The 20043-nt window shown below is 44.8% G+C and carries 21 protein-coding genes and 1 pseudogene; 17 read left to right on the top strand and 5 right to left on the bottom strand.

Annotated features, from left to right (window positions below):
• Positions 1-45 precede the first annotated feature (45 nt).
• The 16 genes and pseudogenes from ACE04G_RS27435 to ACE04G_RS27360 all read left to right on the top strand — a co-directional run bounded on the left by ACE04G_RS27435 (position 46) and on the right by ACE04G_RS27360 (position 14087).
• Entirely contained in the window at positions 46-651 is a 606-nt protein-coding gene (locus tag ACE04G_RS27435) for a phosphotransferase (protein WP_221821583.1), read from the top strand.
• Positions 652-884: 233 nt separating this feature from the next.
• The gene (locus ACE04G_RS27430; protein WP_221821582.1) at positions 885-1310 is read left to right on the top strand and encodes an NUDIX hydrolase; all 426 of its coding nucleotides are present in this window, start codon (positions 885-887) and stop codon (positions 1308-1310) included.
• Positions 1311-1336: 26 nt separating this feature from the next.
• Positions 1337-1759, top strand: a complete 423-nt coding sequence (locus ACE04G_RS27425; RefSeq protein WP_449005471.1) for an NUDIX hydrolase — start codon at positions 1337-1339, stop codon at positions 1757-1759.
• A 34-nt stretch (positions 1760-1793) separates the two neighbouring features.
• Positions 1794-2541 (top strand): annotated as a pseudogene (locus tag ACE04G_RS27420) (class I SAM-dependent methyltransferase).
• A gap of 143 nt (positions 2542-2684) precedes the next feature.
• A complete protein-coding gene (locus ACE04G_RS27415) occupies positions 2685-3179 on the top strand; it encodes an AAA family ATPase (RefSeq protein ID WP_221821580.1) in 495 nt (164 codons plus the stop codon).
• Between the two features lie 41 nt (positions 3180-3220).
• Positions 3221-3814, top strand: a complete 594-nt coding sequence (locus ACE04G_RS27410; RefSeq protein WP_221821578.1) for a C39 family peptidase — start codon at positions 3221-3223, stop codon at positions 3812-3814.
• A 317-nt stretch (positions 3815-4131) separates the two neighbouring features.
• On the top strand, positions 4132-5262 hold the full coding sequence (locus ACE04G_RS27405) for a collagen-like protein (protein WP_339304141.1): 1131 nt from the start codon (positions 4132-4134) through the stop codon (positions 5260-5262).
• A 254-nt stretch (positions 5263-5516) separates the two neighbouring features.
• Positions 5517-5909, top strand: a complete 393-nt coding sequence (locus ACE04G_RS27400; RefSeq protein ID WP_449005470.1) for a hypothetical protein — start codon at positions 5517-5519, stop codon at positions 5907-5909.
• The gene (locus ACE04G_RS27395; protein WP_339177033.1) at positions 5896-6084 is read left to right on the top strand and encodes a hypothetical protein; all 189 of its coding nucleotides are present in this window, start codon (positions 5896-5898) and stop codon (positions 6082-6084) included. The genes ACE04G_RS27400 and ACE04G_RS27395 overlap by 14 nt, the downstream gene beginning before the upstream one ends.
• A gap of 209 nt (positions 6085-6293) precedes the next feature.
• Positions 6294-6686 carry a DUF2500 domain-containing protein gene (locus ACE04G_RS27390; protein WP_017688132.1) on the top strand — a complete coding sequence of 131 codons (393 nt, stop codon included), beginning with the start codon at positions 6294-6296 and terminating at the stop codon, positions 6684-6686.
• A gap of 147 nt (positions 6687-6833) precedes the next feature.
• On the top strand, positions 6834-7583 hold the full coding sequence (locus tag ACE04G_RS27385) for a glucose 1-dehydrogenase (protein WP_339304139.1): 750 nt from the start codon (positions 6834-6836) through the stop codon (positions 7581-7583).
• Between the two features lie 204 nt (positions 7584-7787).
• Positions 7788-9473, top strand: coding sequence for a hypothetical protein (locus tag ACE04G_RS27380; RefSeq protein ID WP_221821575.1), 1686 nt, complete (start codon positions 7788-7790; stop codon positions 9471-9473).
• 160 nt (positions 9474-9633) lie between these two features.
• Entirely contained in the window at positions 9634-10056 is a 423-nt protein-coding gene (locus ACE04G_RS27375; RefSeq protein ID WP_221821779.1) for a cell wall hydrolase, read from the top strand.
• Between the two features lie 18 nt (positions 10057-10074).
• The gene (gerQ, locus tag ACE04G_RS27370; protein ID WP_449005469.1) at positions 10075-10590 is read left to right on the top strand and encodes a spore coat protein GerQ; all 516 of its coding nucleotides are present in this window, start codon (positions 10075-10077) and stop codon (positions 10588-10590) included.
• Between the two features lie 226 nt (positions 10591-10816).
• Positions 10817-12400: a sigma-70 family RNA polymerase sigma factor gene (locus ACE04G_RS27365; RefSeq protein WP_449005468.1), complete on the top strand. Its 1584-nt coding sequence runs from the start codon at positions 10817-10819 to the stop codon at positions 12398-12400.
• A 370-nt stretch (positions 12401-12770) separates the two neighbouring features.
• A complete protein-coding gene (locus tag ACE04G_RS27360) occupies positions 12771-14087 on the top strand; it encodes a hemolysin family protein (RefSeq protein WP_486095218.1) in 1317 nt (438 codons plus the stop codon).
• Positions 14088-14156: 69 nt separating this feature from the next.
• On the opposite strand, the gene ACE04G_RS27355 is transcribed toward ACE04G_RS27360, so the two are convergent.
• On the bottom strand, positions 14157-14807 hold the full coding sequence (locus ACE04G_RS27355; RefSeq protein ID WP_449005466.1) for a hypothetical protein: 651 nt from the start codon (positions 14805-14807) through the stop codon (positions 14157-14159).
• A 232-nt stretch (positions 14808-15039) separates the two neighbouring features.
• Between ACE04G_RS27355 and ACE04G_RS27350 the strand changes: the two genes are divergently transcribed.
• Positions 15040-15552, top strand: a complete 513-nt coding sequence (locus tag ACE04G_RS27350; protein WP_339304129.1) for a hypothetical protein — start codon at positions 15040-15042, stop codon at positions 15550-15552.
• 5 nt (positions 15553-15557) lie between these two features.
• Here the strand turns inward: ACE04G_RS27350 and ACE04G_RS27345 are convergent, their stop codons facing one another.
• The 4 genes from ACE04G_RS27345 to ACE04G_RS27330 form a co-directional block, all read right to left on the bottom strand.
• A complete protein-coding gene (locus ACE04G_RS27345) occupies positions 15558-16508 on the bottom strand; it encodes a hypothetical protein (RefSeq protein WP_221821569.1) in 951 nt (316 codons plus the stop codon).
• Positions 16486-17076: an RNA polymerase sigma factor gene (locus ACE04G_RS27340; protein ID WP_074095416.1), complete on the bottom strand. Its 591-nt coding sequence runs from the start codon at positions 17074-17076 to the stop codon at positions 16486-16488. The genes ACE04G_RS27345 and ACE04G_RS27340 overlap by 23 nt, the downstream gene beginning before the upstream one ends.
• Positions 17077-17323: 247 nt before the next feature.
• A complete protein-coding gene (locus tag ACE04G_RS27335) occupies positions 17324-18556 on the bottom strand; it encodes an aminopeptidase (RefSeq protein WP_449005465.1) in 1233 nt (410 codons plus the stop codon).
• A 91-nt stretch (positions 18557-18647) separates the two neighbouring features.
• Positions 18648-19880: an aminopeptidase gene (locus ACE04G_RS27330; protein ID WP_449005464.1), complete on the bottom strand. Its 1233-nt coding sequence runs from the start codon at positions 19878-19880 to the stop codon at positions 18648-18650.
• Positions 19881-20043: the final 163 nt, after the last annotated feature.

The raw sequence follows: 20043 nt of genomic DNA, 5'->3' as shown, positions 1-20043 counted from the left end.
AGAACATGATAAGAAAGAGCATGAGATAGTAGAAAGGATAAAACTATGAACATTCAAGATCTCCCAATTGAAATAAAAGAACATATAGGGGAAGTCCAGAAAATCACTTTTCCTAAGCAAGGTCATACTTCTACTGTGGCTATACTGGATACGTTTGATCAAAAGTACATCATCAAGAAGACAGAAAACGATCTTTATAATGAATGGTTATCCGATGAATATAAGGTGCTCCAATACCTTTACCATACCGGACTCCCTGTTCCAAAGGTATATTCATTTCATACTGAGGACACATCGAGATGGCTCCTGATGGATTATATTGATGGAATAAGTTTAAGAGAATTTCTCTCTAAGATGCCTGACCTCCAAAGTAAAGAAAAAGCGATTTTTAACTTTGGGCTTTGTTTAAAGAAAATACATGAATGCTCTTGTCCTGTTGAATTATTGAACAATAACACTCCTTGGTTAGATACAATACTTAATAAAGCAGAATATAATCTAACTCACTTTGCTGTAGACGGCTCAGCAGAACTACTTCAACAGTTGAAAGAAGGAAGACCAAAACCAATAGAGAACACTTTCATTCATGGAGATTTCACTATAGATAATGTGCTAGTTAATGATTGCAATATTGTTGGAGTTATTGACTGAGCAGGTGCCGCTTATGGCGATCCAAGATATGATGTAGCATTAGCCACCAGACCGAAACATAATGCGTTTGATAATGAAAGAGATAGAGAAATATTTTATAACGGGTATGGAAAGTTAAGAATAACGGATGAAGAATACAATTATTTTGAAGACGGGATATATAACTTCTTTTAGTCTGGCTATAAATCATATCCTCAAATGCATATCCAATCTCTCTAGAAGGAGTCGAATAAATGAGCCCTCCAAAACATATCTTATCTGCCGCTGCTATCGTGATAAACGACAAAAATGAATTATTACTTATTAGAGGACCACGAAGAGGATGGGAAATGCCAGGTGGTCAAGTAGAAGAAGGAGAATCCCTAAGTCAAGCTGCGGTCAGAGAAACGAAAGAGGAGTCCGGAATCGACATTGAAATCATCAGATTCTGTGGAATATTTCAAAATATTGAAAATTCAATATGTAACACATTATTCCTAGCCAAACCAATAGGAGGAGAATTAATCACATCATCGGAGAGCTTAGAGTCTGGTTTCTTTCCGATCGAAGAAGCCATTTTAAAAGTCGAATGGAAAAACTTCAGAGAAAGAATAGAGTATTGCTTAAAACCTGAGATGCAACCTTTTTGCATTGAGTTCAGTGATAAGAATAATATTTAAAATTTTCCAGAAAGGAAGTTCAATCAATGAAACGAGTTGATGTAGTTTACTCATTATTAACGAATCCATCCAAATCTAAAGTGCTTGCGGTAAGAAATGTAGGACGTTCAAGCTGGTCGCTGCCTGGTGGAGCTGTTGAAGCTGATGAATCATGGGAACAAGCAGCAATCCGGGAAGCCAAAGAAGAAACAGGACTCGATGTTGGCGTCCACGGTATTGTAGCAATAAACGAGTGTAAATTTGAAGAAATAAAGGAACATGCCATTTTTATCACATTCAGAGCGGAAATCGTCGGAGGGAGAGAAGAGATATCAAGACCAGACGAAATCTCTGAGATTGCATGGTTGGATATAACACAGGCAGATGAGCTTATGCCTTATTACAAGAACGGCTTTAAAAGCTTACTTAATGGCAATGAGATTACATATTTCAACGAAGGTAACAAGTAATGTTCTGAATGTAGTGTATAAAGGAGGCTATCAGATGAACAAGTACAGTGTTTATGAAACAAACAGCTTTTATTGGGATACAAAAGGGAATGACTTTTTGAGTGCAATCGTGCTTCCACATTATGGAGCATTTATCTCAGAAGAAAAACACCAACTTTTTGGTGATGTCTCAGGATTAAAGATGTTAGAGGTGGGCTGTGGAAATGGTCAATCCTTGCAGTATCATGGAGACCGCAAAGCAGGTGAACTGTGGGGTATGGATATATCCCCAGAAACAGATAGAAAAGACACAACAACACTTGAGGACATACGGAATTCCTGCAACATTGATATGTTCACCCATGGAAGAGGAATGCGGTATTCCTACTAATTATTTTGACGCTGTGTATTCGATTTATGCCATAGGTTGGACAACCGATCTTGAAGGTACTTTCAGCCGAATCGCTTCTTATTTAAAGAAAGATGGTATTTTTATTTTCAGTTGGTCTCATCCAATTCATAGATGTGTCGTTGAAGAAAATGATAGATTTGTCTTCAATAAGCCATATTCTGATGAATCGTGGTATGCGATATCTCCTGATTTTTGTCAGGGTGAATTAACCTTGGCTGATCGTCAACTATCAACCTATGTCAATGCGTTAGCGAAAGCGGGATTTGTCATTGAACAAATGATAGAAGAATCCGATGAGGACATCATGCAATTACATAATAATAGCGATAGTCTCCTTAAGAGAGCAAAGATGTTACCTGTATCTTTTGTGATTAAAGCAAGAAAACGGTGATTAAATGAAATGAATCGGAGAGTGGGCTATGTTTAAATATCAAATGGATACTGCTACCTATATATCGCTATTATTTATGGCTTGAAAGCAGATCAATGGAGAACGTAATAAATCAAATTTTATTTTAACTAAAGGAGCGAGTTATGAGAAGATTACCCCTTTTTGTAGTGACAGGCGCAAGTGGAACAGGAAAAACAACGATCTCTTCGCATGTTCGGAAGCAGCTACCCGAATTTGACGTTTTTGATATGGATATCATCGATAATGTGGATTGGCAGATTGCCAAAGAGAATTGGTTGAGGATTGCGTATAACATATCGCTAAGTGGGCGAGGGACTGTTTTATGTGGAACGATGGTTCCGGAAAACATTGCATCGTCCGATTACATAGATCGATTTGATCGAATTCTATATATGAACTTGCATTGTGACGATGTTACTCGCGAGACGCGTTTAAGAGCCCGTGGGTGGGACGTGAACTTGATTGAAGATCATAAAAACTTTGCCAACTGGTTACTCCATAATTCGGAAACTGCGTTTGACCCGCCAATGCAAACAATTGATACGACAGAACTTACAGCAGTGGGAGTAGCTGAACAAATTAAAGATTGGGTTTTAAAGAACTGGTGCGAGGAATGAACATCTAAAAGACATCTTGATGAGACGAAGGAGGTCACGTTTTGTTTCTCAATGTATTACTTTGGTTGATTATTCTCTGGGTGATCTCCCTTTATTTCAGTTTCCCTAAGAAAGATCGCATGTACACAGTCAATGTGCCAAGCACATATTACATTCAATCTTCAAATCGGTTGGATATTCAGAAAAACTACGAATGCGCTGCATTTTCAAGTGCGTTTGTCTTGAGACATTTCGGTTTGGAGTCCAACGGAACAAAGTTATATGAAACCTATCCTCGCAAATTACTGGATGGGACGGTATATCCCAAAGCGGTCGTTGTTTTTTTCAGGAAGCTAGGATATCAGGCAATGTACTTACGAGGAAATGCGAATACGTTGAAAAAACAGATCAGCCAGGGTGTGCCTGTTATTTTATTTATTAGAGTACATCCCAAGCAACGTTATTTGCATTTTGTTCCCGTCGTTGGTTATGATGAAACACATTTTTACTTGGCAGAATCGTTAGACCACAAGATTAATTGTGATGAAGAATATTACAATCGAAAAATCAGTATAAGTGAACTCAACATGTTATGGAGGTCCTGGTTACCTTTTTCTCAAAACTCCTATATCGTTGTACACCCGATGCAGATGTAAGACGACTCTCTTTCAAGGGGTATGATATATTAGCTTTAAACGAACTAATCTGCTTTATTCGGAACGTCTGCGTGATTAAACCAAGCAACTCATGCCCAAATGGCATGAGTTTTTTTGTGAACAAATACCGTTACGTAAACCAGCTCGACTCAATTAATGGTTATGACCGATTTAGATCAACCGTAGGGACGGTGTGATTCAATTTTATTGTTTTTCCTGGGAATAAGCTGAGTTTTTCACTAAAATGGTTGTTCGTCCACGCACCTTTTCATCTACATACGTACGTTAAACTATGTCTTTAGGGAGGTGTCCACACGGTGAGTTATTCAGAAGTGAAGAAACGTATGAGGAGAAAAAAGGCAACATTACACCCGTGTAAAATTAAAAGAAAAGAACGCCGATTAAAAGTGGTTAAAAAGTTCGTTCAAGTAAAATGTCCGCCTCCAGAAGTGAATATATCTACACCTACTGTTGTTGGCCCAACAGGACCACAAGGTATACAAGGCGTACAGGGCGTACAGGGTATTCCAGGTAAACAAGGGGTTGAAGGACCACCAGGAGCTCAAGGACCAGCAGGGGGGCCACCTGGACCACAAGGACCTCAGGGACAGCCTGGTCCTGCTGGAGCGGTAGGCTCTCAAGGCCCGGTCGGACCTGCTGGACCCATGGGAGCACAGGGGATTCCGGGAGAAGCAGGGGCCGTAGGGCCACAAGGTCCGCAAGGTAATCCAGGTCCTGCCGGAGCGATTGGACCTCAAGGTTTCCCCGGACCCGCTGGAGCAGTAGGCCCAGCAGGACCAACAGGTGCAACAGGAGCAATAGGCCCTGCTGGAGCAGTAGGCCCGGCAGGACCAGTCGGTGCAACGGGAGCGGCAGGCTCTGCTGGAGCAGTAGGATCGGCAGGACCAGTCGGCGCAACAGGAGCGGTAGGTCCTGCTGGAGCAGTAGGTCCGACAGGTGCGACTGGAGTAGCTGGTCCCGCTGGAGCCACAGGAGTTACAGGTGCAGCAGGAGCAGCCGGAAGTGTACTGGGGTTTGCGGACTTTTTCGCACTGATGCCACCTGATAATGCAGCAACGGTTGCTCCCGGTACTGATGTAAGCTTTCCTCAGGATGGGCCGACAAGTGGAATAACGATCGCACGCACAGGGCCTAGTTCATTCAATCTGGCAGCCATTGGTACGTATCAGATTTTGTTCCAGGTGAGCATCAATGAAGCCGGTCAATTAATCTTAACTCTCAATGGGGCAGATTTGGCTCCTACTGTAGTTGGGCGAGCAACGGGAACGTCTCAGATTGTGGGTATGGCTTTAGTGCAGACAACCGTGATTAATTCTATTCTGACCGTACGGAACCCGGCTGGTAATGCTACAGCATTAACAATCACGCCACTTGCGGGCGGAACAAGACCTGTATCGGCACATCTTGTGATCACACAATTAGCTTGAGTACGTTAACAGCCTAGGCTAATTGTCCTTTGCTTTATTAAATATGCATCTACAATGGTAATATGGGTTTGCTTGAACTGAGATAGCAGTGCTTTACCCGAGGCTGTTATCTCAGTTGGAGCGGATAATGGTACAGGAGTAACTACATATCGGATCCCCTGTTGATTTGTGAGGAATGGTGAAAACGTCACTACTAATTATTTTCTCAGTTGTTAATATGATAAAAATATTGGAAAAACATCAGAGGTGAGTACATGAGGAATGGACACTGGAGAAAAATAACATGGATTGTTGCGGCATTATTATTAATCATGATCACGGCTTGCGGCAATAGCAAATTCAATCCAAACGAATTTTCAGAACAGGATCTGGCTGTGACGAAGACCGACAGTGAGGATAAGATTACGTATGGAATGAGCCAGGAAGAGGCGGAGAAAATCCTCGGTGAGGGAACATCTACTGGTGTGGGTCAATCCTATCAATACAATAATGGAATCACGATTGGGTATAGGGATGCCAAAGTCGTTAGTATCATCTTGAACAAGGACTCGAAAGGGTACTTTAAGACGGCTCGCGAGGCAGAGGCGGGGATGACACATAGAGATTCTCGACCTGTATGGCAAGGAACATGGTTTGGTCGAATCTGAACGTAATATCGATTATGCCTATCATATTCAGAAGGAAACATTCCTGGATGAGAAGTCGCTGCAAGCGGAAAAAGATGATCTGGCTATCTATCGTGCATCGTTTATGCTGACAAAAGAAGGACAGGTTAATCAGGTTATATTGACGGATCAACGATTTGCAACAACCTTTAAATAAAACAGGGCTGCTAGTTAAACAAGGTATTAGATAATGAAATAGTACTTATTTTCGGATAAAGCAACCCTTCGGTATTCTGCCGGAGGATTTTCCCCTTCACACCGTTCGATTTTAATCCGGATAACAAGTTCCTTATTTACGTGCATATACATTACTGGAGACGGGTCAAGACTCCGGCTGTCCTAAGTTGTATGAACGGAGGGAGAGACATGGGCATTGAATCATCCTGGATGTTTGATTTGTTTGGAACCGTCTTTCCGGTTGTATTTGTTCTGATTATAGGTATAGTCCTTCTGTCGATGGGAAAGGAGGTATGGAGGTGGGGACGCAACAACTCGGAGCCGCTATTGACCGTGCCTTCACGAATCACCAGCAGACGGATGAAGATGAGTCAGTCGCAATCTGAACCGGGCAGTACAGCACGAACGTTATACTACGTCACCTTTGAAGTAGAAAGTGGAGATCGGCTTGAATTCAAAGTCAATGGTGAAGAGTATGGTTTGTGCGCCGAGGGGGATGAAGGACGGCTCTCGTTCAAAGGAACGCGTTATGTAGGCTTCGAGCGATATAATCGCGTATATTCTGAACGCCTACGTGGTTAAACTGAGCAGCTTGCGCCAGAAGGGCGTGAGCTTTTTTTGATTATTTGCTGGACAAGCGTTTCTTAATGGGCCTATCGTGTTTTTATATAAGAAGAGGCTTAATGTGGTTATGATCAAAGGATCATTACAATAGAGGAGGCAATCAATATGTCATATACAGATCAGGTCGTTGTTGTAACCGGGGCCGCTCAGGGAATAGGACGGAGTGTGGCTGAGGCTTATGCAGTCGCCGGGGCCAAAGTTGTACTTGCCGACTACCAGGAAGCAGAAGGGGCGGCAGCTGCAGCTTCCATTCGTAATGAAGGCGGAGAAGCCATCTTTGTCCAATGTGATGTTCGGAGCGAGCAGGATATTACGAATCTTTTTCGTACAACCGTGGAAGAATTCAAACAAATTGATGTGTTGGTGAATAATGCAGGACTCGCCAAGTGGAAGTCACCCTATGAGCTGACGCTGGAAGAATGGGACGATGTACTCAATACCAATGTGAGGAGTTGCTTTTTGGCGAGTCGGGAAGCAGCCAAACATATGAAAAGCAATGAACATGGGGGTGCCATTATCAACATGGCTTCTACCCGTGCGCTGATGTCTGAGCCGGATACAGAAGCTTATGCCGCATCCAAAGGAGCGATTGTAGCTCTGACGCATGCGCTGGCGGTCTCACTGGGCAATGACCAAATTCGGGTCAATTGTATCAGTCCGGGATGGATTGAGACAGGTGACGTGGAGAAATTGAAAAAGGAGGATCATGAACAGCATCCCTCCGGTCGTGTGGGTGTTCCTTCGGATATCTCCCGTGCTTGTTTATATTTGTCTGATCCAAGCAATACCTTTGTCACAGGGACCAACCTCGTTATTGATGGAGGCATGACCCGAAAAATGATATATGAGGACTAGAACCGGGATTGAGCCGGGCGAGCCCTAAGCTGTCCCAACTTAAGAGCAATAAGCCCAAGTTAAGCACTTGGGCTTATTTGTTTTTAATAACTCGGTTGCTATAATTAATGTGATTTTACAACAGTAGAGGAATGGAGGGAGTATATGTTCGGGAAACAATCCCGGAAGGTATTTTGGCTGTTACTGCTGATCGGAGGGATGATAATGATAGGGAATGAGTCTCCTGCTGAAGCTGACGGCGCAGATATACGGGCGGCCTGGGTATGGCAGGCGCAGTCTGTTAGCAACGGAGATGAGCTGTTGGCCAATGCAGCTAAACATAAGATAAACAGGCTGTACGTGAATATAGACATGACGCTGTCCAAAGAGGTATACCAGACGTTTATAGCCAAAGCCAGCCGTGCGGGTATTACGGTTGAAGCACTGGGAGGCGATCCATCCTGGGCACTCAGTGGCCGTGAAGTCCCCATGCTCAGATTAGCGTCGTGGGTAAGTGATTACAATCAAGCTGTTGAGACTAACGAGCAATTTGATGCCATACATCTGGATATCAAACCCTATGTGTTACCGGCCTGGAAAGAGGATGCCAAGCCACTGGTACAATCATGGGTAGCCAATATGAATCTGTTATTTGAGCAAGTGAGACAGGATGGCGCAGTTGCAGTGAATATTGACCTGCCATTTTGGCTGGATTCCTATACCATCACAGGAAATAGAGTTTCTGAGGATGCAGATAACGAACCATTGTCACGTTGGTTCATTGAACGAGTGGAGCATGTCACTTTACTCGCTTACCGTGATAACGCGCAAGGGAACAATGGTATCATACGTTTGATTGAACAGGAAATGAACTGGGCCGATACCAGCAATGTGAGCGTTACGGTTGGGTTGAACACCAAGCCCATGCCTGGCGAGGAGTTCACGTCATTTGCCGGGAAAGGTGCAGCACAACTGGAAAGTGTTATTGAAGAAGTTGCCTCCGCATTCGGCGAGCATAGTTCCTACGCAGGTTCTGCTGTACATGACATCGTATACTGGGGACAACTGGAGCCGTCGGAACTGCCATCACCGGAGATTCCATCCAATCAGCCAGAGATTCGGGGAACGTATATCTGGGAGGCTTCTCAGGTGACGCATGACGGGGGAGAGCACATACTAGCGTTTGCTAGAGAGCAGAATATTAACTGGTTGTATGTGCGGTTAGATCTGGATCAACCCTATTCCAGTTACCGCAGTTTTGTGAAACGGGCAAAAGCGCAGGGCATAGAGATTCATGCGATGGGTGGACATCCGATCTGGGGCAAGAAGGAGAATCGTCCACGCATTAAGCGCTTGATTGATTATGTGAAAAACTATAATGCTGAATCCGAGCCGGATGAACGATTTGAAGGCATCCATCTGGATATTGAGCCTTACACATTGCCAGAGTGGGAGAATAGTCGGGACACCCTGTTGACCGAATGGGCTGCCAACATTACATTTTTCCAGGAAGAAACAAAGAAGGACAGTGATCTCGAAACAAGCGCAGACCTTGCTGTATGGCTGGATAGCTTCGCGTTGCCAGGAAAGGATACATCTGTGGCTGAATTTATGATCCGTACACTCGATCATGTGTCGCTGATGGCTTTCCGTAACAACGCCGAAGGTTCCAATGGGATTGCTGCTGTTGTGAGTCAGGAGATGGAGATTGCCGATCGTTTGGGTAAAAGGTTGATGATTTCGGTAGAAATGAAGCAGAACCACGAAGGTCCTCATATTTCTTTTTATGAAAAAGGGGCAACGGAGATGGAGCTTCAGCTTGCCAAGCTTCCGGATCTGTTGGCCGAACATCAGGCTTACCAAGGCAACATTGTCCATGCCTATGATTATTGGATTGAAGCCAAGCCTTGAACAGGCGAGTATTATAAGAAACGAGTTGCTTCGGGACTTCACCTTGGGTGAGGTTCCGGGCTTTTTTTTATGGAAAAAAGATGGAATCGTGTCACCGAATGGGCTCCTGCACAATACGATGTACGGTGATGAACAGCTGAAACAAGGGAGGAAACAGACTATGGCTGTTATTAAAGCCAACTCAGAGGACGTCAAGCTGCTGGCTAGGCTCATGAGGGCAGAGGCTGAAGGTGACGGCGAACAGGGTATGTTGCTTGTAGGCAATGTAGGTGTGAACCGGGTGCTTGTGGATTGTCTGGATTTTAAGGATATTCGCGATATCAATCGTATGGTATTCCAGAATCCAGGAGGCTACGAGTCAACACAGAAGGGGTACTTTTACCAGCGGGCAAGACAGTCCGAGATTCGTCTCGCACAACGGGTGATCAATGGAGAGCGCATCTGGCCAGCGAGCAATTCATTGTGGTTTTTCCGACCTGTGGGCGACTGCCCACCAACGTGGTATAACCAGCCAAATACAGGACGTTTCAAAGCGCATTGTTTCTTCAGTCCGACAGGCGATGACTGTCCGGAAGTATATTAAATTTTGGGAGGAATCACCATGATTAATCAGCCTTATCAACCAACGACTCAAACACTGGGTCAGCAAGCGAATTCTGTATTGGGTCAACAAGCCAATTCTCAGGTTCAAGGTACGTCTTACAAAATCGGTAACGGAATGCCTACCATGTCACCAATGCCAGGGATGGTATCACCAAGCTCCACAAGTGTACCCCCACTCGTATCCAGTGGAAGCCCAATGACACCCACGGGTGCAGTGATTACAACAACAGCTCCACAGTTTGAGCAGTCATACATTGAGAATATTTTACGTCTGAACCTTGGTAAATTCGGTACATTCTACATGACTTACGAAGGCAACAAAGAATGGAACGCTCGTATTTTCCAAGGTATCATTGAAGCAGCGGGCCGTGACCATATTATCATCAGTGACCCCAAGACAGGAAGACGAATCATGCTGTTGATGGTCAACTTCGACTATGCTACATTTGATGAGCCGTTGTTGTATCAATATCCGGGCGTGGTAGGAAATTACCCGCAAGCTCCAAGCAGATAATCATTTTCCCCTCATCATTTTGATTGATTACTGACATGTCTAACACATACTGATTTACTTCGCTGTCCTGAATGTGGAGGGAATCCACAGACAGGACAGCTTTTTACATAAACATATATACGAAGGTTACTATAGGTTTAGAGTCATACGTAACCTTTTGGCGATAACATGGCACTTATACATGAATAGAACAAGCAGCATGCTTATATGAAGGGAGTCCATAGCATTGAATTCATGGATTGAAGGAGCGATGAAGGGCGAAACCGAAGCTTACGCACAACTGATGTCTCAATATCGCGGGATGGCTCTTGCTGTTGCCTATAATCGTTTAGGAGATACATTTTGGGCTGAAGATGTCGTACAGGAAGCATTTACTGAAGCCTTTGGCAATCTGTCCAAGCTGGAAGCTCCTGAGGCTTTTCCCGGGTGGTTTAAGGTGATCGTGGAGAGGCAGTGTTATCGCTGGCTAAGACGCAAGCAGCATACCATGATTCCAGTTCAGGAGCTGGAGCATGTATTCCATGAAGAGGATCAGGCGTATGATCCGGAAAAACAAGCGGTGCAAAATGAAATGCATCGTACGCTTCGTGATTCCATTGCAATACTGCCATCATCGATGCGGATTGCTGTTGAACTGTTTTATTTGGAAGGATACTCGCTCAAGGAAATATCGGATTTCCTCGGGGTGAAGGTACCTGCATTAAAGAAAAGACTGTTCGATGCCCGATCCAAACTCAAGCGCTCTATGCCAGTAAGGGATCTGGTCTCTGTATTCAGTGACTTGTATGAAGGGGGAAAAGGATTGTTACACATTATGAATGGGGATCACGCTGCCAATCGTTTAAGAGAGAGTGGAATTCAGGGAGACATCCTGGTATGGAGAGAGTTGTATACGTACGGCCCGGTAGCCAAAGAGATGGGAGATACAAAGAAGCGGAAGAATCGTGCATCCGTGTTAGAGCAGCAGTTGGGCATTCCACAGGCGGAATACTTGAAGATTGAAGAACTTGAACACAAGTTGCATTCGTTTCAACAATACAAGGAAATTGTCTTATGGTTCGAATACGATCTCTATGATCAGACGATGTTATCGTATCTATTACATTATTTCAAAGGACAAGCACTCCAGAATACAAAACTGAATCTGCTCTGTATTGACTCGTATCCAGAGATTGAGCACTTTAGAGGACTGGGACAGCTTACCTCCACACAGATTGAACGTCTGTCCGGTAGTTGGCATGTGATTGAGAAAAACGAGTTACAAGCCGGTGCGCAGTTCTGGGAAGCCTATACGTCGACTGATTTCCGGCATCATCTGGATTACTTGCGGGCAGACACTTCTGCGCTACCCTTTGCGGAAGCTACCTTTAAGGCACATTTGTCCCGTCTGCCATCTGTATCGAATGGTCTGGGGCTCATTGAGCAGACAACACTGGAGACCATTAGAGCGGGTGTGGAGCATCCGTATCCATTATTTCGCGAGGTAGGGGACAAGCTGCATATTCTCGGGATGGGTGATCTTGAATACTGGGCACATCTGAGGCGGATGACAGAAGAACCTCATGCCCTTCTTCAGATGAGCGATGCAACCACTTTCCCTAATTTCAAGCAGCATGATGAAAAATTCCGTGACGTAGTCCTGTCACTAACGGAACTCGGAATTCAGGTGTTGAATGGAGAAGTCGATTGGGCACTGCTGAAGAAGGATGAATTCTGGATCGGCGGATTGCATAACTCAAGCGGGAAACAAGCCAGATGGCGCTGGAACCCCACTTCTGAGACGGTAGTGGAGATTGAGTCGACATCGTAATCAGCAGATAGAATTTGAGAAAATAACAGTATTGCAAAAAGAGAGTATCCAGCCATGCGGAAGCATAAGCGAGGATACTCTCTTTGGTTTGGTTAGATTATGTTTGTGAAATGTTAAAAAACAGCGTAATCGAGACTTTTGTTAAAGAAATAAGGCGTTTGTGCCATTTCGTTGTCATAGGACACGGATTGACTGTGTAGTGTAGAATTATATAATAAAAGAAGCATATCTTTGTTATTCGACAGAACAAGGTGGAGGTGGAAGCATTGGGAAGTTGAAATTGCATATGAGCGGCAGAATGGCAAATATCCTACATTTTCGAAGGAGGTGGACCTATTTGCCGAAGAATGACGGCGAATAGGATGAAAATTTGAGTGACCCCTTACCGAGTATTTTAAATTTAGTATTAATTGGTTTACTTGTATTAATGAATGGTTTCTTTGTGTCGGCGGAATTCGCGATGGTGAAGGTTCGTGGAAGTCGGATTGAGGCTTTGGTGGAAACAGGCAACAAAAATGCCATCTATGCTTCCAATATCATACGTAATCTGGATGCATATCTGTCAGCTTGTCAACTAGGTATAACTTTGGCTTCACTGGGACTCGGGTGGCTGGGAGAACCGGCAATTGCACATCTGTTAGAGCCCGTGTTTACCGCATTTGGACTGGGACCAGTCTACGTTCATGGAATCTCTATTGCCATTGCATTTGTGATTATTACGATCTTGCACATTGTACTGGGAGAACTTGCTCCCAAAACGATGGCGATTCGAAAGTCTGAGACGATCACATTGTGGTCTGCGGCTTTGCTGACGTTCTTCTACAAGTTAATGTATCCATTCATATGGGCACTGAACGGTATGGCTAACGGCTTGTTGAGACTGTTCCGAATGGCACCAGCTTCGGAGATGGACTCGGCACATAGCGAAGATGAAATACGTATTCTGATGAAAGAAAGCAATAAGAGCGGTTTAATTGATAACACTGAATTAGCACTTGTTGATAATATATTTGATTTTACGGATACAACCGCCCGTGAAATTATGATTCCGCGGACGGAAATGATCTGTCTGAACGCCAATGAGTCCATGCTGGAAAATCTGGAGATTGCCAGTGAAAGTATGCGAACAAGGTATCCGGTATATAACGGAGACAAGGATCATATTATCGGCTTTATTCACATCAAGGATCTGATGCGATCCCAACTCACGGATACCATCTCCGTAATCCGGCCCATCCTGGCTGTGCCAGATACCACGCTGATCAGTGATCTGCTCAAGCGTATGCAGCGTAGCAAGACACAGATTGCGATTCTGATTGATGAATACGGCGGAACCTCCGGGCTTGTCACACTTGAAGATATCATGGAAGAGATCGTAGGCGAGATTCAGGATGAATTCGACCATGAGCGTCCTGTCATTGAGCAAGTGGATGAGATGGAATACTCCATTGATGGATTGATGCTGATTGAAGAAGTCAGCGAACGATTCGGGCTGGAGATGGATCGTGCCGATTACGATACCATCGGGGGCTGGTTATACTCCAGAGTAGATGCCATTCCACCTGAGGTCGGTCAATCGGTTGAGCATGGGGGGTATGTATTTGTCATTCAAGAGACAGAGCATAAGCGGATTTCCCGAGTAAATGTGATTAAGCTGGAACTGTTGGTTGAAGAAGAAGGCGCGTAGCCAGATCGAAATTGTAACAAATGAAGCTGTATGGTGACGTAATGGTCATCGTACAGCTTTTTTGCATACTCATGATTCTTTGGGTGCATGAATGACAATATCGGCGTAACGATTCTCCGTGACCAAGCTATTCTCGATAGAAATTCGCTTATAAGTGACGTAAACATTCTCTCCCGGAGCGAGATCATACTGGATATTCAGCTTTTTTCGAGTGGATTGGGTTGTTGTCGGTGTCTTAATGGTGATGATGGCGTACATAGGCGTATCGACAAAAGTAACCTCGTAAGAGTTATAGTCCCCCACCTTAGTGGTGGATAGCACAGGATTTTGCTTAAACTGGGTCAGGTGATCATTCACCATGCCAAGTGTTACGGGTAACACATAAAACAGAAGTACCAGAGGCAGAAGGCAGAAAGCAATCCCGAAAACACGTAAAAATTTGACATGGGAAAGGGTTCGTCCGCTCTGCCTGAGGAAAAGAAAAGCAAGGACGGGAGACAGTAGAAGTCCCCAGATCATAAAGGGCAATACATAGCGGTCAATCCCCATGCTTATCCAGCTTTCTCGAGCTGTAGCCAATAAATATATTAAGGTCCCTGCGGTAAGTGCACTCACCAAGATAACAAGCCAACGTTTGAACGAGCCGGAAACTTCGATATGTAGTTCATTCGGGTTGGAGCTGTGACGATGCCTTCTGGATTTGGATTGAAATTTACTCAAGTTTTACACCTCATTTGCAAATCTGGTTGGTTCATATGGTTTCGTGTATCCATTACCCAATACATACGGGCTGGAATAATTTAGGTTTCAACCATGCTGGAGATGCATGCATAGACAAAAGACGCTGCCGACAGAAACATCGGAGCGTCTAATTTTTTTTGAAACCTGTCACCCGATCCGTCCGTTTATACCCTTACACAAAATCAAGTATGGAAGCGGAGGATGGATCAATATGCGGAAAATGAAAACGAAGAGTGCAGCATCTATGCTAAAAATAACCCTTGTTGCCTTGTTAATGGTGCCAACAATCCTGGTTATACCTACGTCCGAACCAGCCGTTGCAAGCCCGATGGTCAACGTGTCCTCTGGTGCCCTTACACCCCCACCGCCGCCGGAACCATCCATCCATTCGCTTGTTAACACTCGAGAACTTGGACATATCTATCAAGCGGTCGGTGCAGTCATTCCTGGGGGTGGACTATCGGCTATCGTCAATACCAAGACCATGACATATACAGCAATGAAGACACTTTCCGTAGACTATCGACTTGAGCGCTGGACAGGAACAGCATGGGTAACTTTCAAAACCAATTCCAACAATGCAACGAATACAAACTTACTGAATGCCACATCGGATTGGACCGTTATGCCAGGATATTATTATCGCGTTACCAGTATTCATACAGCGTATGATGGAAGTACCACGGAAACAAGCAAACATGTCTCTGGCACCGTGTTATTCTGATCTTATCAACGGGTGCTACCGGGAAACTTCTGTTCTTGAAAATCGTTGGCAATAGCAGTCATTTCTTCTTCCGAAAGGGTGCCAAACAGACTCATATTGTTGGAACCCATCATCCACTGAAAGGAGTTATAGGGTGGGCCGATATACATCAGTGCTTCCGATCCATCCGCCAGCTTAACGGTGCTCATATCACGAAGCATGGCGCCTTCAATTTTCTCCCCAGGCATGACATAGACATAATCAAACTGGATAATCTCATCCTCTATGCTCTTGCCTTCACTGGTATATTGAACTCTCATTTGTGTGGACTCATAATAATCGTCTGGATTCACAGGGTTTTCAGTATCAAGCACGAGTTCGAATTTAACCTTGTTGAATCTCTCGGGAATGGCATTGGATAACAGAAAGTCACCCATGAACCCTTCGCGTGCGATCTCTTCCGTAACAAGTACTGGACGAAGCAGGTGGCTCGATAACTCATACGAAGGTGTATTAAGAGCTTCTTCTTCCTGTACTTTAAGAATGTCGTCTAAGCTGGTTTCCGGTGGTGGAGGTGTTTTGGCTGTTGACGGATCAGCCCCCAGATGGGTCGTGCGATCCTCGATGATAATGGATTTCATGCCATTGCCCCAATCCTTGATGGATTGCACAAAAGGGGATACCGCTTGCGTACCGGACGGCAGGCTGAAAATAACGGCTCCGATGGTCACGGACGCTGCTACGACAACTGAAAGTCGTAAGGTACGAATTCTTTTTTTGCGTAAACCGATTCTGTTAATTTCCCTGTGTACCTTCTGCCAGGATTGCTGCATGGATTCGGTATGGGAGGCGGAAGGGGCAGAGACGGCCTGATGGAAAGCTTCATCAAAAGCCAGGTCAAACGCAGCGTCGAAATATTCGTCTTCCAGCTCTGAATCGAATGGCTCTACGTGCTTATCGGACTTGCCTTTGCTCAATGCTTCCACCCCATTCCTTATGTAATTTCTTCTTGATACTGCCACGGGCTCTGAACAAACGTTGTTTCACAATGTCTTCGGAGGTATCCAGCAGTTCGGCCATCTCTCGGTAAGAGAGACCTTTTTTCCACCGTAACTCCACCAGTACACGGTATTCCGGTTTGAGCTGTCCGAGATAATATTCAATGGACTCTTCCATCATCTGCGTTTCTACCATGCTTTCCACGGAAGCTGCCGTCTGATTCATCGTCTCCATATCTATAAAAACACTATCCGTATCCAATTGGTTACGGTTATTTTTATTTTTTCTCAGATAATTAATAGCTGTGTTCCGTGTGACAACCTTGAGCCAGGCTTTCAGTTTGACCTCGTCTTCAAAGATGGGTTTGTTTTTAATGATTTTGATAAAAGCTTCCTGAATAATATCTTCTGCTGCAGCACGCTCCTTGATGATATAAACGATAAGACCATGTACCATATTATAATATTCATAATACACTTCTTCTTGAAGTGCAGAGCCTAAATTATGGAAATCTGAGGCTAGTAATAACTGGAGCCGATTGGCCATGATGTTCTCCTTTCTGGTGAACAATCCACAAACATTGGTATCATTACATTTTACAACATAATATGGAAACGATACAATGGGATGTTGGTCCGGGAAAAACCAGTTGAGAGAAGTGTGTATAACATGCGGGAAAGTTTGCTTAAGATTAATAAAAGGCCGTCTCGCCAACCATGAAAAAATGGTTGCAAGACAGCCTTTTCGACTGTTCAGAGAAAATACATTAAGGGAGATAACTCTCCGTAATCAGTTAGAATGCCCAGTCTCCCTTAAGGAAGATAGCTTCACGTTCGCCGTTTGCCGTGATACCGTAGATGTCCGTCTCGGGTGAGCCCATCATGAAGTCCACATGGGTGATGCTGGTGTTCATGCCACGGGCTGCAAGCTCTTCAGGAGACATCGATTTGCCACCTTCGATATTGAATGCATAGGAACTGCCAATCGCAAGATGGCAAGACGCATTTTCATCATACAATGTAGTGTAATACAGGATGCCACTCTCAGAGATCGGTGAATGGAAGGGAACCAAAGCGACTTCGCCGAGGTAATGAGAGCCTTCATCCATGGAAATGAGTCTTTCCAGCGTATCCTGACCTTCTTCAGCTTGAAAATCAATGATACGTCCGTTCTCAAATGTGAGTGAAAAACGATCAATGATACTGCCGCCATAGCTGAGTGGTTTGGTGCTGGACACCTTACCGTTAACACCGTGCTTGGCTGGAGCGGTGAATACTTCCTCTGTCGGGATATTGGCGACAAAAGGGGTGCCTTGCTCATTCACGCTACCAGCCTGCGCCCAGATATGACCTTCTGGAAGCTCGACAGTAAGATCCGTCCCTGGGGAGAGGAAGTGCAATGCTTGATACTTCTTGTTGTTCAGGGCAACGGCTTTGGTCTCCAGTCGTTCAATATGCTGTTCCCAAGCCGCTACAGGGTCCTCCAGATCGGCTCTCACCGCAGCAAAAATGGCTTCCCACAGCTGGCTAACCTGCTCGGCTGCCGGGAGATCCGGGAATACTTTGGCTGCCCAATCGGGGGAAGGACAAGCCACACCCGTCCAGCTCATTTTATCCGCCTGTTGATACTGACGGTACTTGGCCATAGCCTGACCAAATGTACGTTGATGGGTCGAGATCCGCTCCGGGTCAATACCTTTCATCAGGTCTGGGCTGGATGACAATACGGTCAGAAAGGCTGCATTATTGGCCGCCAGTTCTTCAAGCTCCGCTGCATGCCATTTCGGCGGCTCTTGGAAGGATTCCTCAGGGGCCATCTCAAACCGCAATCGATTGACGGTTTCATCTCCGTATTTTACAATCACCTGCTTGGCGCCAGCTTCATATCCCTTACGTACCAGCAAACGTACGAATTCAGCGGTATCAATCATCGCAGAGATGACAAATACTTGTCCTGGTTGCACGTTAGCACCTACTCTTACAGCCAGTTCAGCGTAACGATCCAGTTTTTGTTCAAAACTTAACATATGAGTTCCCTCCAATTGTTGAATTTTCGACCTGTTGACGCAGGAAAAGAGAGGAGTAATCTCCTCTCTCCTAAATCACATCAAACGGTTATTAAAATGCCCAGTTTCCTTGCAGGAAGATCGGCTCTTCCGCGCCTTCGGAGGTCACACCGTGGATGTTCATTTCTCCGGATCCAATCATGAAGTCTACATGAGTGAGACTGGAGTTCATGCCACGTTCAATCAACTCTTCTTTGGACATCGTTTTACCACCTTCCAGACAGAAGGCATAGGCATTACCGATAGCCAAATGGTTGGAGGCATTTTCGTCAAAGAGTGTATTGTAGAACAAAATATTCGTATCCGAAATTGGTGACTGATGTGGAACGAGGGCTACTTCACCCAGATAGTGTGCACCTTCATCCATCTCGATCAGGTTTTTGAGTGCATCGAGACCTTGATCAGCGGTGTAATCTACGATTCGACCGTTCTCAAATGTAAGGGAGAATCCGTCAATCAGGTTGCCACCGTAGCTCAGTGGTTTCGTGCTGCGCACTGTACCGTTAACACCTGTTTTCAGCGGAGCCGTGAATACTTCTTCGGTAGGCATATTGGCAATAAAGACATGTCCTTGCTCATTCACACTTCCACCGGATACCCAGATATGGCCTTCTGGAAGTTCAATGGTCAAGTCTGTGCCTGGAGCTGTATAGTGAAGTTTTTTGTATTTCTTGTTGTTCAGCAGATCAGCGCGGGAATCCAGGTTTTGCAAATGGGTTTTCCATTCGGCAACAGCATCATGCTCACCGATCCGTACCGTTTTGAAAATGACGTCCCACAGGCGATCCACTTGCTGTGCTTCTGGAAGATCCGGGAACACTTTAGCTGCCCATTCCGGAGAAGGAACGGCCACGATAGACCAGCTGAATTTGTCAGCCATCTGATAAGCACGATATTTTTCGAGCGCTTTGCCGCGCACTTTTTGGCTGGTAATAATGCGTTCCTGCGCTACACCGTTCAGCAGATCAGGATTTTCAGCGATGACGTGCAGAATAGCGGCACCTTCTTCAACAAGTTCAGTCATTTCAGCTGCAAACCATTTCGGTTCAATGGAGAAGGCTTCATCAGGTGCAAGATCGTAATGAAGACGTGTAACGGTTTCATCGCTCCAGTTTACTTTGACCAATTTCGCACCTTTACCGTAAGCTGCTTTGACAATCAGTCGTACAAAATGTGCTGCCGAGATTGGAGCGTTAACCACGAGTGTCTGTCCAGGATGGACATTGACACCGACTTGTACAGCCAGTTCAGCATATTGCTGCAGATTCGTTTCAAAAGTGTTCATGCTATTTTTTCCTCCAATGTGATAATAATATCGTAGCTTGTTGGCTATTATAGTCCTCATTACAACTATGTAAGGACTCAGAATGGTTCCTTCATTGAATAAGGTATACGTTGCTACGTTATATATTGTACAATTAACCAATAATAATTACCAAACTAGGTTT

It is taken from the genome of Paenibacillus sp. AGC31 (genome assembly GCF_057334655.1).
The sequence above is the reverse complement of the archived record's forward strand: the minus strand, read 5'-3'. Positions and strand labels throughout refer to the sequence as shown.